This is a genomic window from Spirosoma foliorum (genome assembly GCF_014117325.1).
In the GTDB taxonomy this organism is placed as follows: Bacteria; Bacteroidota; Bacteroidia; order Cytophagales; family Spirosomataceae; genus Spirosoma; species Spirosoma foliorum.
This window is the reverse complement of record NZ_CP059732.1, coordinates 7207096-7223031: the sequence shown is the minus strand read 5'-3', so window position 1 is coordinate 7223031 and position 15936 is coordinate 7207096. Positions and strand designations below refer to the sequence as shown.

Here is a 15936-nt window from a genome sequence, read left to right as displayed (position 1 = left end):
CGGTATTTTTGCGGATCGGTACACAAAACCGATAGTAAATCGTTTTTACAGCATGACATCCCGGCTTTAGTAGGTCATGTTGCTCTATCATGAAAAAAATCCTCCTTGCTTTTTTAGTTGTAGTCCTCTCAACAAGCGCCTGTCGCACCAAGCAGTCGCAAAGCGATACAACAAAAACCGCTGAGCAAGCTGTTACTGCTACGGCACCGGCTTTTAATGCCGATTCTGCTTATACCTATGTGGAGCAACAGGTGAAATTCGGGCCACGAGTGCCAAATACACCTGCCCATGTACAAACAGGTAACTATTTGGTAGCCAAATTAAAACAATTTGGATGCACAGTTATTGAGCAGACGTTTGTGGCAAACACCTGGGATGGTAAGAAACTAAATGCCCGAAATATAATTGGTAGTATCAACCCAACCGCAACCAAGCGAATTGTTTTAGCATCGCACTGGGATTCGCGCCCTCATGCCGATCAGGATCAGGATAAAGCAGATCAAACGAAACCTGTTACGGCCGCTAATGATGGAGCCAGCGGTGTAGGTGTTCTGCTCGAACTGGCTCGTAGTATCCAACAAAATCAACAAAAACCAACCGTAGGAATCGATATTATTTTCTTCGACGCCGAAGATTGGGGTAATGGCGAAAAAGCCAGCAACGATTTTGAACAGGCGAGTGGCAATCAATTCGATTATATTGGCTTCTGCTTAGGATCTCGCTATTGGTCCAAAAACTTACATAAACCTGGTTATTCAGCTTATTTCGGCATTTTGCTGGATATGGTTGGAGCCAAGGGAGCTACGTTTGCCAAAGAAGGGCTATCAATGCAGTTTGCCCCTACGGTTGTTAATAATGTTTGGCAAACGGCTAGCCGTGCTGGATACAGCCAGTATTTTGTTGATACTCCCGGTGGTCAAATCACGGATGATCATGTAGCCCCCAATACGATCGCCAAAATTCCAATGATCGACATTATTCATACGAATGTCGTTACGGGCGGCTTCTTCCCAGCCTGGCATACTGCCGAAGATAACATGAGTAACATTGATCGGGCGACATTGAAGGCCGTTGGTCAGACGTTATTGCAGGTGCTTTACAATGAACAATAAGTGAAAGAATGAAAGAGCGAAAGAGTGAAAGTTTCGTTATGCCTCTGATACGTCTGTTTACTATCTTCCTTCTGATAATCAGCTTGTCGGAATGTAGTTCAGTGCCGGATCAGTTTGGGAAGCTTGATTTGAAAAAATGGCGTGGTGACCGAGGTGGCTGCAATGGCGTTCGGGCTATGCTCGTGCCCGATTTTAGAGCTGAAATACAAAATCTGAAAGGCAAAACAACCAATACCATTGGCGAGCTCCTCGGCCGACCAGACATCAACCAGATCGCCGATCGTAACCAGAAGTTCTATATCTATTTTCTGGAAAAAGGCACCCACTGCGATCAACCCGGTATGAAATCCAATAGCCGTTCGGTGGCTATTCGTATGAGCGCTATTGGTTTAGCAACTGAAGTTACGTTTCAGAATGGATTACCGTAATGTACCTACGGGCTTTAGCCCGTGTTATGTAGATCAACTATCACGGGCTAAAGCCCGTAGGTACATCACACGTAAAACTTCTTACGCTCAATCATTTCTTCCACAACTTCAGGCACCATATATCGTATAGAGCGGTTCGCACGAATGCTTTCTCGAATGAACGTTGCTGAAATATCCAACAAGGGTGCTTCTACAATCCGAACGTTGGCGTGCGTTTTAAACGGGCTTTCGATAACTCGGGGGCGTTGATAAACGTATAAACCGTAGTATTCCAGAATCTTATCGTAGTTCTTCCAGTTGGCAAACTGCTCCAGATTATCCTCACCCATAATCAAGCGGAAAGTGTGCTGGGGGTATTTTTCACTCAATCGTGTAAGCGTGTCGATTGTATAACTGGGCTTGGGCATCGAAAACTCAATGTTCGTAGCTTTCAGGCGGCTATTATCGGCGATAGCCCGTTCCACCATATCGAGTCGGTCGAACTCGTGCAACAAACTTTTGGTCTTTTTGAAGGGGTTCTGGGGCGATACGACAAACCACACTTGTTCAAGATCAGTCGTAGTTGCCATCGTGTTTGCGATGATCAGGTGCCCGATATGAATGGGGTTAAACGAACCGAAGAATAAGCCGATTTTCACTAGAAGTTATAAAGTTATAGGGTTATAAAGATATAAAGTTGGCTGGCGCATTCTGAACTTTAGAACTATATGACTCTATAACTTTACAACTCAGATTTAGATTATCGTTGCTTTCGCGGGTACTTTGTTTTCGTTTACGAAGTCGTTGACCAGTTTCTGGGCTTTTTGGAGCGACGTTTCTAAATCATCGTTCATTAAAATGACATCGAAACGATCCTGAAAGCTCATTTCAAAGTGTACTTTAAATAAGCGTCGGGATAAGCTTTCTTCCGTTTCGGACCCACGGCCAATCAAGCGCTGGCGGAGAGTTTCTTCATCCGGTACTTTTACAAAAACGGCCAGTGCTTTATCGCCATAGAAGTTTTTCAGTTTCAATCCGCCCTGCACATCCACATCAAACAAAACGTGCTTACCGGTTGCCCACACGCGTTCAATTTCAGATTTCAGCGTGCCGTAGAAAGCGCCCGTATAAACTTCTTCCCATTCAACAAACTCATCGGCATCGATTTTATGCTTAAAATCTTCAGGAGTCAAAAAGTAATAATCTTTGCCATTTTCCTCGGCACGTCCCCTCCGATCGCGGGTGCAGGCCGAAATAGAAAAGCCGAGATTTGCATTCTCGGCCAGCAAATGTTTAACAATCGTGGTTTTGCCCGAACCAGAGGGGGCTGAAAAAATAATAAGTTTACCGTCCACAGTGGATGATGGGTTGGTTAATTAAAAAAGTAATTGGGGTAATTAAGGCTGCTTTCGTAAGCGCTTCCTTAATTACCCCAATTACGTTGATTGCTCTTAGCTGAAACTCAGGATTCGGGATTTAATCGTTGCAACTAACTGCTCGGGGCAGCATCGTTTCTCCATGCGCTTCGTCAATAACTCTTTCACTTCCTTTTCAAGCTGATACATCTCGATGCAGGGTCTGCATGATTCGAGGTTCGCTTTCACTCTGACAAGCTGTTGATCTGTAGCTTCTCCATCCAGAATCAACTGAATCATCTTCAGGCAGTCGGCGCTGTGATTACAATGTTCTTTCATGTCTGGCTTACCACTAGATGAAGCTGATGACGGCAACGAGGTTTGCATTGGAAAAGTTTTATTTATTCCAAGAATAATAATACCATTAAGTTATTAGCAGAACCAAATTAGGCTTATAAAAAGTTCGGTTTATTCTTCATTTTCTTCTTTATAGCCCATCGAAGACGCGTAATCACGCAATTTTTCTTTCAATAGGTTACGAGCCCGGTGTAATCGAGAGCGAACTGTACCTATTGGGATATCCAGAATTTTTGCCATTTCCTCATATGTAAATCCTTCGATGTCGCAGAGAATAATGACCGTTCGGAAATCCACCGGCAACGAGTTTAAGGCTGTTGCCACTTCATCGCCAATTAAATCAGAAACAGATTCGGCCCGTAGGTCAACTGTGTGCTCAGATTCAGCGTCTTCAGAGTTATAGGTCGTTTCAACGTCCTGGTAATCTACCTTAGCTGGTTCTTTGCTTTTTTTCCGATAATCGTTGATGAAACTGTTCTTCAGAATCCGGAACAGCCATGCTTTGGCGTTAGTTCCTTGCTCAAAAGATGAAATGAACCGAAACGCTTTTAGGTATGTATCCTGTACGAGGTCGTTTGCATCGTCCTCGTCAGTTGTCAACCGAAAAGCAAAGTTGTACATGGAGTCAATGTGCGGCATAAACTCCTTATTAAAAATCTGGTACTTCTGTGCGTCGGAATAACCACGAGCGGGCGTATCGGCCGAGACTTGTTCGGTCGGGTCGCTATCGGGTAAGAATTGGTCCGGTTCGGCTGGTCCGTCGCTACGGTTCCGGTCGTCGCGAGTTGGCGTATCTGACATAACTTCGGGAATAGTCGCCATAAAAGTAAGAGTTAATTGCCGTTTACTATCGGCAATGACCAACGAATTCAATAATTACACGATCAGATTCGCTGAGCTTCGTAAACTCTTACTACAAAAATTAGTCCTTTGTTGGAAAAGAACGAGCAAAGTTAATTAATATGACGATTTGGCAGTGAACGTTCTTATAGATCGTAACGTTAAAGCCGGTCAATTTCTACTCTAGTCTGTAGAAATTGGCCGGCTTTACCTATTAAATGGTTATTTATGCTTCTATCGTCTTAAAATACCGCTTGAGCCAGGAGTTGGCAGCATTAATGCGCCATTCTGCCAAAAACTCCGCTTTTGTTTTCACTAACGTATTAAATACCGTTGTAGTGGGCGTTAGTAAGCCGTTTGAAACAGCAGCCTTAATTGTTGGCAACGCAACTGTCTCTACAGTTCCATCAGCTAGCAGAATAGCTGCCGAACGATCAAAGAAATCTACCGATAGCTGCCGACCAATTTCCTGCACTGTCCGCATTGAGGAATCAATAGAGCATCCGCTTGGTAAGCTGTACCCTTCATCGACACCAACCACAACAAAACGATTTTCAACCACTTTGGCTGAGGCTAATAATGGTTGACCGTGGGCTGCCCATTGACTCAAGGCTGGCTGCAAAGCATTTTCAATCGCTTTTACATCACCTTCCGCAAGCGGACGGTTCGCCTGATAAACCCAAACGCGGGCAGTATCAGGCAGTTTATCAAAATCGATGTACATAGAGAAAATGATGAATGATGAATGATGAATGATTTAACAGCCAAAATCATTCATCATTCATCATTTTTTTAAAGCCCTTGTCCTTGGGCGATGAGTTCCGAGATGTCGAATACACGAACAGAATCTTCGCGATTCTTATTCTTAACGCCATCCGACATCATAGTCATACAAAACGGGCAGGCTACGGCAATAGTATCGGCCCCCGTGCTAAGCGCTTCCTCAACGCGCTCGACGTTCACATCCTTCTTGCCAGGTTCTGGCTCTTTGAAATATTGACCACCACCCGCTCCGCAGCATAAACCATTGGCCCGTACGCGCTTCATTTCGACTAAATCGGCATCCAGTGCCGCCAAAACGTCACGTGGTGCTTCGTACACCTTATTGGCCCGACCTAGGTAGCATGAATCATGAAAAGTTATCCGGCGACCCTTAAATGGCTGGCCATCTTTCACCTTCACGCGTCCTTCATTGATGAGACCTTGTAAAAATTGGGAGTGGTGAATCACTTCGTAATTACCACCCAGTTCTGGATACTCATTTTTAAGCGTATTGAAGCAATGCGGACAGGCTGTCACTATTTTCTTGACATTATAGCCATTCAATACCTGAATATTCGACATCGCCTGCATTTGAAACAAAAACTCGTTCCCTGCCCGACGCGCCGGATCGCCCGTACAGGCTTCTTCTGGCCCCAACACGGCGAACTTAATGCCAACATGATTCAGAATACGGACGAAGGCAATAGTCACCCGTTTGTAACGATCATCGAATGAACCTGCGCAACCAACCCAAAACAGAATTTCCGGTTCTTCGCCCGATGCTGCCATATCGGCCATCGTTGGCACTTTGTATGTTTTTTCAGTCGTAGACATTGTTGGTATGTTTTGGGTATTCGGTTTACAGTTGGCTACGCATCAGTTGTTCTTGCGTCAGCCCGCCGTAAACTGTAAACCGAATACCATAATCTATTAGTCATTCACTTGATCAGCCCAATTGAAACGGTCGCTTGGCGAGAATTTCCAGGGAGCCATGTTATTTTCGATATTACTAAACATCGCATTCCATGAAGCGGGCGCGTCTGACTCTTCCATAACCCGATACCGACGCAATTGAAGAATAATATCTAACGGATTTATATTGATCGGGCACGCATTAACGCAAGCCTGACAGGTTGTACAGGCATTAAGTTCTTCGGCGGTGATGTAATCGTTCAATAAGGACTTATCATCCTTGTAATCAAACCCGTTCGTTTTCCAGCCATCTTGAATTTCTTCAAGCCGATCGCGAGTGTCCATCATGATTTTACGAGGAGACAGCTTCTTCCCGGTAATATTGGCCGGACAAGCCGATGTACAGCGCCCGCATTCGGTACAACTATAAGCGTTCATCAGGTTGATCCACTTCAAGTCCTGAACATCCTTAGCCCCAAAACGCCCAATTTCTGCTGGGGGCTGGTCACCATTATCATTAGCCTGAGAGCCGTCTGCTTCCGTTGTAACAGGAAGGCCAAGCGCGAGTTGCACCTCTTTCGTGATTTCAGGCATGTTCTGCATCTCTCCTTTTGGCTGAAGATCTGAGAAATAGACATTCGGGAAGCCGAGCGCAATGTGAAGGTGTTTCGAATAGGTGACGTAAATGGCAAAAGAAAGAATACCCAAAATATGCAACCACCAGGCTGTACGTTCATAAACGATCAAACCAGTATCACTAAAGCCCGAAAAAAGAGGTTTCAAAAATTGACTGATCAAAAAGTCGGGAACAATACCTTTCAGTTCGGCATAGTGCCCAACGCCCCGATCGCGGAGAACACTGTCGGAAGCATTCCAGGTCAGGAAAGCAATCATGAGCAGAATTTCGGCAGTTAGGATAATAGCTGCATCAGTTCGCGGCCAGCGGGTCATTTCCCGATGTCGCTCCTGCTGAAACCGAGGTACTTTGGCAATAAATCGACGACACAGAAAAATGACGCAGACGGTCAGTACACCTACTGCCAGTAGTTCAAAAACATCAATTAAAATTGGATAGATAGGCGTGATATAGGGCGCAAACAGTCGATGTGTTCCGAGAATGCCATCCAGGATAATTTCAAGCACTTCGAGGTTAACAATCAGAAAACCAGCGTAAATAACGAAGTGCATGATGCCCACCAACAGATTGGTAAACATCTTCTTCTGTCCAAAAGCGACTAATAACATTGTTTTCAGTCGTTCATCGGGATGATCGTAGCGGTTTTCGGGACGACCAAGCTTAATAGCCTGCGCAATGAGTCTTACGCGTTTAGCTATGTACCAACCCGTAGCCCCCAAAGCCACTACAAATAAAATTTGCTGAATAATTTCCATTCGCTTTTAACTTATTTCACCTGATAATCAACAGAATACATCAGGAACCAAAACTTTCTTAAAAAATATTACGAGCAAAGTATTGCAAAATGGCGCGCTATGCATACTTTTGCACCCACGTTTCAGGGTGATGTAGCTCAGTTGGTAGAGCAAAGGACTGAAAATCCTTGTGTCGGCGGTTCGATTCCGTCCATCACCACCACCCTAGCGTTAAGCCTTCTCAATTGAGAAGGCTTTTTTATTGCCTCTATACTAGTTCCATTTGCAATTAATTGACCTTTCAACATACCTTTTTTATCCACTACAAAAAAACAGTATGCTTGCATACTGTTTTTTTGTAGTGGCAAATATACTGCTTTCGTACTATCTAACAAGTACTCACAGGGGTTGTTTTGGCTTTATAGAAAGCTCCTAAATCTGGTGTAAGATTATGATTATCGCTCGGTCAAAAATTTCAACGGTAAGGGACATAGTTCTAATTTTATTTCTTAACTGCATCCATCTCAATACCAATTGCTTTCATCAATTGGCTGGCATTAAAACTTTCGCAGATTCCATTCCGAAGCTTGTAATCGAATACCAGTTCACCATCTTGTAGGTCAGATTGGAAATGAAAATTACGCACAAAATTATCAGCATCCGTAAGTTGCCCCAGTTCGAGATCATGCGTGGAAACGAAACCCGAAGCGTTTGTTTGATGTAACTGCCGAATGAGGGCTTCGGCCCCGCGGTGGCGATCGGCGGAGTTTGTGCCCTTCAGAATTTCATCCAGAAAATAAAGGACAGGCAGGCGATCTTGCGGAGAGCGATTTTGATCTGCAGATGCAGTTTGCTTTGTCAGACCAATGAGTGTTTGTAAGCGCTTTAATTCGGCGTAGAACGATGATGTGCTTTCTTCGAGTGAATCCTGTGTCCGCATGCTTGTAAATACGCGCACAGGCGAACACCAGAATAGTTCGGCGCTCACAACGGCTCCTGCCAGTGCCAGCACGACATTGGCACCAACCGTACGCAGAAACGTACTTTTCCCCGACATGTTCGAGCCTGTAATCAATATCGTTTGGCCAGCACCACTCAGGGTGAGTGAGTTAGCCACACTACGATCCGGAGGTAGTAATGGGTGAGATGCCTGTGTAAAATCCAGCAGCAACTCATCATCAACAATATCAGGCGTTGTGTAAGTCGGATGTGCGTAGGCAAAACCGGTTAAACTATTGAGTGCTTCGAGTTCACCCAATGCTTTAAACCAGCGACTCAGATCAGGACCATACTGCTGTCGCCAACCTTCAAGCCGGAACAGGTAATGAACATCCCACAAGGTGGCTATTCCAAATAAGAGAAAGAAATAGGGATTCCGTCGGTAATTTAACCCTTCTGTTAATCGGCTGAGCAGACCGATCGCTTCAGATGCCGAACGATCTTTTGATGTAAGTGCTTCCCGAATAGCCCGTAAACGAACAGAATCGCCTTTCACTTGTTCGGCTTGCTTAATGAGTGACTGAAATGCCCGTAAAGCGGCCGAAATCTCGAAGGTTTGTTCGCTTACCTCCTTCGCTTTAGCTGCTGTTTGGCTAAGTATCAGGCCATGAACGGCTAAACCTAATAGCACGGCCGTTCCATGTACATAGCCCAATAACCAAGCTATAAATAAGCCTAACGTAATGGCTGGGAATAAAAAACGGACGGCATTTAGGTAGCTCGGTAACGGAGTTGTTTCCGCCATCGCCCACTTGACTAACGCATCAGGCGAGCGGCCAACCGTTTCTTCTATAGTAGCCAGAGCTTCCAGTTGTTGGCGCCAGTCGAGTTGAGGTTTTAGCTCCGCAACGGCTTGTTGACGGAGTCGAATGGCATCGGGGTTAGAAGGAGCCTTGAGCCATGCCGCTAATCGGCTCTGTCCTTCGTAAGTATGTGTTCGATTAAGCAATCGAAAAAGTGAATGCTTCCCAAATACATCCAGATCTCCCGAGTAATAATGCGTTGGACTACCAAATAGGTCGCCGGTTTCGGGGCGCAAATACTGGCGTTTTAGCCGGGCAGCTTCGTCTTGATTGATAAATACCAGTTGGTGGTTCAGATCGCGCTCGCGTCGAACAGACTGGTGCTTTTTCAATAATATCAGAAAGCCAACTATTCCCGCTAAAACAACGAGTACAGCACCTAATTGATAATCGAGCCGAATAAGGAGCCAAACAGCGGCAACACTGCCTATAAACCAGACAAGCCGCCAAAAGGCCAGTTGATTATGCTGACGTTGTGCGGCTTGCTCGGCCTTACTAAATCGTTGTTGACGGTCTTGAAAAGTGGTTTCGGGAGTCATTCTATTTTTTGTCATGCTGACGAAGGAAGCATCCGCTCCGGCGACCCGGTTAAAATTTGCCAATGAGTACGTAAGGGAATTTTAAGATGCTTCCTTCGTCAGCATGACAAAAAAGCTGCACTACTTATTACAATCCAGGCAAACGCCCTGAATCAGTAGGTTCATTTCTTTCCGATTGTAGCCTTCAGGAAGCGCTACTGAAGGGATACTAACCTGATCCAAACAGGTCGTTTGCCCACAGGCTTCGCACTTAAAATGAACATGATCGTGGTGATGATGACCGTCGGCGCAGCGCTCGCGGCAAAGCGCATATTTCGTTCCTCCTTCATCATCAAGAACTTTGTGTAAGAGTCCTTTATCTAAAAAGGTACGAAGCGTTCGGTAAATCGTAACCCGGTCGTGATCGGGACCAAGACCGTTTTCTACATCGCTGTGCGCCAGCGCATGACCGGCGTTCAGAAACAAATCCAGCACCTCCTCGCGGCCATTTGTATGGCGGAGGCTGAAGTCTTTCAGGGTTTTTTCGGCTAGCGTCATGGTATATTAATGAATAATGTAAAATGGATAATGCAGTAATTATTCATTCTTCATTTTACATTAATTATTACTCTGTTATCTCAAACTGCAATTTAACCAGATTTGCGTAGATGCCGTCTTCCTGAATCGCCAACTCATCGTGCGTACCCGACTCCGCAATCTGACCCTCGCGCATTACGTAAATCCGATCCACTTTCCGAATTGTAGCCAGTCGGTGAGCAATAATAATGGTTGTTCGATTTTGCATCAATACATCCAACGCTTCCTGCACCAACCGTTCCGATTCGGCATCGAGCGAACTCGTGGCTTCATCCAGAATTAAAATGGCAGGATCTTTCAGAATAGCGCGGGCAATAGCAATCCGTTGCCGTTGTCCACCCGACAATTTAACGCCCCGTTCGCCAACAATCGTTTGTAAACCTTCGGGAAATGAATCGATAAATTGAAGCGCATTGGCTTTACGGGCAGCTTCACGAATTTCAGCTTCTGTAGCACCGGGTTTACCATACTGAATATTCTCCTGAATAGTACCGCCAAAGAGCATTACCTCCTGAGGAACAACGGCAATGTTTTTCCGCAGTTCTGTTACGTTGAAACCTGCCAGATCGCGATCATCCACCGTAATCTGACCACTACCAATTTGGTAATAGCGCATTAGTAATTGAACGATGGTTGATTTTCCGGCACCACTCTGACCAACTAGCGCAATTTTCCGTCCGGCAGCCACATCAAACGAAATACCTTTTAAAACGGGAATTTCAGGACGTGATGGATACGAGAAGCGAACATCGTTGAACTGGACGTGTCCATGTACGGGCACAAACAGCGGTGTTTCCTCATCTGGATTTACTTCCGAAGGCTCTTCCAAAATTTCCAGAACCCGCTCCGACGAGCCAATCGTCCGTTGCAATTGAGCATATAAATCGCCCATACCCGCCACAGATCCACCGATAAATGTTGTGTAGACTATAAATGTGAGCAGATCAGCAAAAGGCATTTCGCCAGCCATAACCAACGAACCACCAAACCACACCACGCCGATGATACCACCAAAGAGTGCGAAAATCACAAAGGAAACGAACACGCCACGAAATCTAGCGGCTCGTAATGCCGTACCCACAACTCGTTGTAGAGCAGTTCCATAGCGATTGATTTCCAGTTTTTCGTTTGTAAACGCTTTTACCACATTCACCGATTGAAGCGTTTCTTCAACGATTATGTTGGCCTCAGCCAGCAAATCCTGCGCTTGTTTCGACAGTTTCCGGATGAACCGACCAAAGAACATAGCCGCTACAATAATAACGGGGAAAGTAGCCAGCATGAACAAGGTTAGCTTCCAGGAAACGTAAAAAATAATGGCCGTACCAATCGTTAGCGTACCAACTTGCCGAAATAGCTCAGCCACGGTCAATGTCAGTACATCCTGTAACTGCGAAATATCCGCTGAGATACGACTGGTTAATTCGCCAACGCGTCGTTGCTCAAAAAATCGAACTGGTAGCGTAATAATTTTGCTATACGTCGCCTGCCGGACATCGGCCATAGCCCGCTCGCTTACCTGCGAGAAAAAGTAAATCCGGAAGAACGAAAAAATAGCCTGAGCAATGAGCACGCCCACAAAAAACAGCGTTACCTGATTCAGTGTAAAGGCCGATTTCCCCTGAATAACGCTCGTAATCTGACCGATCAGCAGCCCGAAACTCATTGTTGTGCCCGTCGATAAGATCAGAAACACAAACCCGACGATGTATTGAAATCGATAGGGTTTTACAAACCGGAATATGTTCAGAGCCTTTTTGAACCCTTCTTTACTAAATTTCTTTTTATCCTCCTTGTCGGCTTCTTCGCCAAAACTTCGTCCCCGTTTTGCCATTTTGTTATCTTGTGTAGTGACCGCACCGGCGGACCGGCAATCCCTTGCGTCTCCGAACCGGATGGGTTTGATACATAGGAGACGCAAGGGATTGCGTCTCTACGGTTGTCCTTTATATCCTGATTGTTCAAAAATTTGCCGAGCATCGGCATTACGCATTAAATCCGCAATACTTACTCCAGTATGTTCATCATGGTACCGACCCACAATCCGCCAACCAACCCAGCGACCAATAGCGCCGGGGCAATCCGGGCCGATTTCAGCCGTAAAAGGTCGCTCATTCAAATATCGCTGTTTTATGGCCGGATTGGTTTGATATAACAACTGATTATCAATAAAATGCCCCCAAACAATATCTTGGGCATTAAACGTTTGCGTTAGTTGTTTGTCTGAGTAACCGATAACGAGACTATCTGCGATGGGTTCGCCACCAACATCTGGCAACATTGTTTTCGTAAAAATGTAACCTTTGCCATAGTAAACCATATCGGCGAGCATCGTCTGGTCGGTTCGGTTCGTGGCATTGAATTTGTCTGAAATCGCGAAAACTATGGCGGGAACAATGTATTCTTTCGCATACCGGCGAAGAATGTATTGTGGATATTCAGGTCCTTGTGGGCGATATTTCGCTTTTGGACCAGCAAAATAGTCGAGACCGATAACGATCAGGCTATCCGTAACAACCAGATCTGGCCCAAGAAATCCCGTCATGACGGTTACAACTTTGGGAGAATGGAAATCAGGAAAGTCTTTTTTGATATTTGTAAAGGCTTGGGCCAATTGACTGCGTAAATCAGTCATATCGCCAAACTCACCCTGAACCTGAGCGTTGAGTTCATTGAGGGCTGGGTTGTTGACCCGGTTGGTCAATTCATGAACGAGAGCTGTATCATTTCCGGCTCCATTCGCGTTAAAGTACAATTGAGCGATAGCCGGATTCTGGTTCAGCAATGTTTTAATCTGATCGGGTGATTTACCGGCGAAAAGTTGCTGATCGAATCGGATAAGCGTAACGTCTTCGTTTTTAGTACACGAAGCCAATAAAAGTAAGCAAAAAAGCCCCGCGAGGGCTGTGTGTATTCGCATGAAAATCACGAGTTTTCAATATAGAAAACGTGCAAAATTATGAAAAAAGTTGCAGGGTTAAGTTTGATTTTGATCATCCTGACAATCAGCCATGGTTGGGCTCAGTCAACATCGCCCGCATTATACCAGATGCGCACTAAAGAATCAAACGTTACGGAACGACGATTTCGTAAAATTCTGGGTGATAATTACGATGGGCAAGATAAGAATCGTAAGGAGTACGACGATGATCGAAAACGCCGTCGTCGTAAGCAAAGTCAGTCTACAGATAACTCATCGGAGAATAATGGTTTTGGCTCAGGCCCCAATTATGCGTGGGTGAGTCACCTGATCGAAATGAGTATCCGATTTGCTCCTTCGCTCGACCTGAACACAGCTCAGGGGGCAGGAACTTATGCAGGTTTTCGTAGCAACGGTGCAGGCGTTCGGATGAGCGTTGGCCCATCGCTCGATTATTTTTTCTTCAAAGACCGCTACGCGTTTAGTTCGGGGCTTTGGTACACCATCAAACGATCTGGCTTTCAAATGCCTGGCACATTTGGTTCAAGTGTATGGAATCCGGGCGCACCCGAAAAAGAGTCGGTCTATAATTTGCAGTATCTACAAATTCCAGCCACGGTAAAAATGTTTGCCAATAACATCGCACCAGACATGCGATTATATATTCAAACGGGTGGTTTGTTCAGCATCAAATTGGCCGAAAAGGCACTTGACGAGGCCCGCAACGGATTGTATACCGCCGAAAGTGGTGGCAGTCGTCGGCAGTACGGATTTGGGGATGTTGAGTTATTGCTCGGAGCGGGTATACAATATAAAATCAACCAGAACAACGCTTTCAACCTGGGTATGAGTTATCAGCGAGGTCTAATAAATGTAGCCCGCGACAATAATTTGATCTCTAAAAACCGGGTTGTGTCGCTGGAGTTAGGGTTCAAGTTTTGATGATGTAACGCGGACATCTTGTCCGCATAGTTAGTTCTAGGCAGCTATTTAGTGCAATCCATACCTATGCGGACATCTTGTCCGCGTTACAGGCGCATTTCAATTCCCTTCTCGCGCAGGTATCCTTTCAGCGCAGGAATTTCGATTTCCTTGAAGTGGAAGATACTGGCAGCTAATCCCGCATCTGCTTTTCCGGTTGTAAACACATTGACAAAATGTTCCATTGAACCGGCCCCACCCGAGGCAATGACCGGAATATTAGCGGCTCCCGAAATTTGTGCCGTTAGCTCAAGTGCAAAGCCAGCCTTCGTGCCATCTGTATCCATTGAGGTGAGCAGAATTTCACCCGCGCCCCGGTCTTCCACTTCTTTCGCCCAGGCAATAGTACGAAGTTCGGTAGGCTTACGTCCACCATGCGTGTGAACGATGTGTTCGTCATTTACATAGCGCGTATCAATGGCTACTACGATGCATTGACTACCAAATTCCAAAGCCAGTTCGTTGACCAGATCTGGATTTCGTACGGCCGAGGAATTAATGGAAATTTTGTCGGCACCAGCATTAAGTAGGGCAGATACGTCAGCTACAGACGATATTCCACCGCCGACAGTAAATGGAATGTTAATCGTGTGCGCTACATTCCGAACCAGTTCGATTAGCGTTTTGCGTCCATCTACAGTAGCCGTAATATCTAGAAAAACCAGTTCATCGGCCCCTTGTTCAGCATAGATGGCGGCAAGGGCAACTGGATCACCAGCGTCGCGCAGGTTGACAAAATTGGTTCCTTTTACGGTACGACCATCTTTTATATCAAGGCAGGGAATGATTCGTTTTGTAAGCATCAGTAAGCAGTAAAAGCTTTAATAGACATAGTATTTTCAGGAGTATCAATTGGCTGGAAACCAAATTGCTTGTACAATCCGTGAGCATCCCGCGTAACCAGCATGATACGACGCAAGCCTTGTAAAGATGGATAATCCATGATGAACGCCACAAGTTTTTTGGATAAACCCTGGCCCCGATGTTCGGGCAGAATAAATACATCAGCCAAATACCCGAACGTAGCCATATCCGTAACTACCCGCGCAAAACCGACTTGATTTTCACCCTGGTAAACGCCAAAACAAAGCGAGTTCTCAATAGAACGCTGGACAATCTCAAGCGGAATATTGAGACTCCAATAAGCTTCCTCGCTCAGAAAGCGGTGAATGACCTCCAGATCAAGTTTGGTTTTATCAGTACTGATGGTGTATTCCTGATTCATTGCTCATTGAATTGTTGTAACTCCTTCAGCGTCACACGCCCCTCATAAATCGCCTTGCCAACGATAACACCGAAAACGTCCATATCGGCCAACATTTCGATATCGTCCATGTTACTGACGCCCCCGCTGGCAATGATGTTCAGATCGGGAAATTGGTCCTGCATGTTGCGATATAAGTCGAATGAAGGCCCTTGCAACAGACCGTCTTTAGCCACATCGGTGCTGATTACATATTTTACGCCTTTCTCGGTCCACTTTTCCAGAAAGTCGTATATCCAGACTTCGGTGCCTTCTTCCCAGCCACTTACCGCGATTTTCTCGTTTTTGGCATCGGCACCCAGAATAATTTTATCGGGGCCATATTGGGAAAGCCATCGTTCCAATACATCGGGTTGCTTTACGGCAATGCTTCCACCCGTTACCTGTTTAGCGCCACATTCGAACACCATTCGTAAATCATCGTCCGATTGAACCCCTCCGCCAAAATCAACATGCAGGTTGGTTTTGGATGCAATCAATTCCAGCACCTTCCAGTTGATCACGCGCTTTTCTTTTGCGCCGTCAAGATCAACCAGATGCAGACGCGTCAGGCCAGCATCTTCAAATTGTTTCGCCACTTCCAGTGGCCGGGCGTTGTATTCTTTTTTCTGGTTGTAGTCGCCCTGCGTTAAGCGGACGGCTTTGCCTTCGATAATGTCAATTGCGGGTATGATATACATAAGTAACGCGGGTGGAAACCCGTGATTTATCTATTGAAGCGGGTTTCCACCGCAACGG

Annotated in this window: 17 protein-coding genes and 1 tRNA gene; 4 read left to right on the top strand and 14 right to left on the bottom strand. The window is 45.6% G+C overall.

Annotated elements, in window-relative coordinates; translation table 11 throughout:
* The first annotated feature begins 89 nt into the window (after positions 1–89).
* Positions 90–1112, top strand: a complete 1023-nt coding sequence (locus H3H32_RS30350; RefSeq protein WP_182459483.1) for a M28 family peptidase — start codon at positions 90–92, stop codon at positions 1110–1112.
* 38 nt (positions 1113–1150) lie between these two features.
* Positions 1151–1540 (top strand): hypothetical protein, encoded by a 390-nt coding sequence (locus tag H3H32_RS30345; RefSeq protein WP_182459482.1) that lies wholly within the window; start codon positions 1151–1153, stop codon positions 1538–1540.
* 65 nt (positions 1541–1605) lie between these two features.
* Here H3H32_RS30345 and nadD read toward each other — a convergent pair whose 3' ends face one another.
* The 7 genes from nadD to H3H32_RS30310 form a co-directional block, all read right to left on the bottom strand.
* Positions 1606–2178, bottom strand: a complete 573-nt coding sequence (gene nadD, locus H3H32_RS30340; protein ID WP_182459480.1) for a nicotinate (nicotinamide) nucleotide adenylyltransferase — start codon at positions 2176–2178, stop codon at positions 1606–1608.
* Between the two features lie 96 nt (positions 2179–2274).
* Positions 2275–2874 carry a guanylate kinase gene (gene gmk / locus H3H32_RS30335; RefSeq protein ID WP_182459478.1) on the bottom strand — a complete coding sequence of 200 codons (600 nt, stop codon included), beginning with the start codon at positions 2872–2874 and terminating at the stop codon, positions 2275–2277.
* Positions 2875–2970: 96 nt separating this feature from the next.
* On the bottom strand, positions 2971–3213 hold the full coding sequence (locus H3H32_RS30330; protein WP_111350508.1) for a hypothetical protein: 243 nt from the start codon (positions 3211–3213) through the stop codon (positions 2971–2973).
* 129 nt (positions 3214–3342) lie between these two features.
* Complete coding sequence (locus H3H32_RS30325) at positions 3343–4032, bottom strand: sigma-70 family RNA polymerase sigma factor (protein ID WP_182464529.1); 690 nt, start codon at positions 4030–4032, stop codon at positions 3343–3345.
* 265 nt (positions 4033–4297) lie between these two features.
* On the bottom strand, positions 4298–4795 hold the full coding sequence (locus tag H3H32_RS30320; RefSeq protein ID WP_182459476.1) for a hypothetical protein: 498 nt from the start codon (positions 4793–4795) through the stop codon (positions 4298–4300).
* Positions 4796–4863: 68 nt separating this feature from the next.
* Positions 4864–5667: a (Fe-S)-binding protein gene (locus tag H3H32_RS30315; RefSeq protein ID WP_240543539.1), complete on the bottom strand. Its 804-nt coding sequence runs from the start codon at positions 5665–5667 to the stop codon at positions 4864–4866.
* 96 nt (positions 5668–5763) lie between these two features.
* Positions 5764–7137 (bottom strand): 4Fe-4S dicluster domain-containing protein, encoded by a 1374-nt coding sequence (locus H3H32_RS30310; RefSeq protein WP_182459475.1) that lies wholly within the window; start codon positions 7135–7137, stop codon positions 5764–5766.
* A 126-nt stretch (positions 7138–7263) separates the two neighbouring features.
* Here H3H32_RS30310 and H3H32_RS30305 point away from each other — a divergent pair.
* Positions 7264–7339, top strand: a tRNA-Phe gene (locus tag H3H32_RS30305).
* A gap of 279 nt (positions 7340–7618) precedes the next feature.
* Here H3H32_RS30305 and H3H32_RS30300 read toward each other — a convergent pair.
* The 4 genes from H3H32_RS30300 to H3H32_RS30285 all read right to left on the bottom strand — a co-directional run bounded on the left by H3H32_RS30300 (position 7619) and on the right by H3H32_RS30285 (position 12953).
* Entirely contained in the window at positions 7619–9472 is a 1854-nt protein-coding gene (locus H3H32_RS30300; protein WP_240543538.1) for a MutS-related protein, read from the bottom strand.
* Positions 9473–9577: 105 nt separating this feature from the next.
* A complete protein-coding gene (locus tag H3H32_RS30295) occupies positions 9578–9994 on the bottom strand; it encodes a Fur family transcriptional regulator (protein WP_182459473.1) in 417 nt (138 codons plus the stop codon).
* Positions 9995–10061: 67 nt separating this feature from the next.
* On the bottom strand, positions 10062–11867 hold the full coding sequence (locus H3H32_RS30290; RefSeq protein ID WP_182459471.1) for an ABC transporter ATP-binding protein: 1806 nt from the start codon (positions 11865–11867) through the stop codon (positions 10062–10064).
* A gap of 99 nt (positions 11868–11966) precedes the next feature.
* Positions 11967–12953 carry a gliding motility protein GldB-related protein gene (locus H3H32_RS30285; RefSeq protein ID WP_182459470.1) on the bottom strand — a complete coding sequence of 329 codons (987 nt, stop codon included), beginning with the start codon at positions 12951–12953 and terminating at the stop codon, positions 11967–11969.
* Between the two features lie 39 nt (positions 12954–12992).
* Here H3H32_RS30285 and H3H32_RS30280 point away from each other — a divergent pair, with 39 nt between their 5' ends.
* Complete coding sequence (locus H3H32_RS30280) at positions 12993–13895, top strand: porin family protein (protein WP_182459469.1); 903 nt, start codon at positions 12993–12995, stop codon at positions 13893–13895.
* Positions 13896–13981: 86 nt separating this feature from the next.
* On the opposite strand, the gene hisF is transcribed toward H3H32_RS30280, so the two are convergent.
* From hisF to hisA, 3 genes are read right to left on the bottom strand one after another with little or no spacing between them, the layout of a single operon-like run.
* Entirely contained in the window at positions 13982–14737 is a 756-nt protein-coding gene (hisF, locus tag H3H32_RS30275) for an imidazole glycerol phosphate synthase subunit HisF (RefSeq protein WP_182459468.1), read from the bottom strand.
* Positions 14737–15159, bottom strand: coding sequence for a GNAT family N-acetyltransferase (locus tag H3H32_RS30270; RefSeq protein ID WP_182459467.1), 423 nt, complete (start codon positions 15157–15159; stop codon positions 14737–14739). The genes hisF and H3H32_RS30270 overlap by 1 nt, the downstream gene beginning before the upstream one ends.
* Positions 15156–15878, bottom strand: coding sequence for a 1-(5-phosphoribosyl)-5-[(5-phosphoribosylamino)methylideneamino]imidazole-4-carboxamide isomerase (gene hisA, locus H3H32_RS30265; protein ID WP_182459466.1), 723 nt, complete (start codon positions 15876–15878; stop codon positions 15156–15158). Before hisA ends, H3H32_RS30270 begins: the two co-directional genes overlap by 4 nt.
* Positions 15879–15936 lie beyond the last annotated feature (58 nt).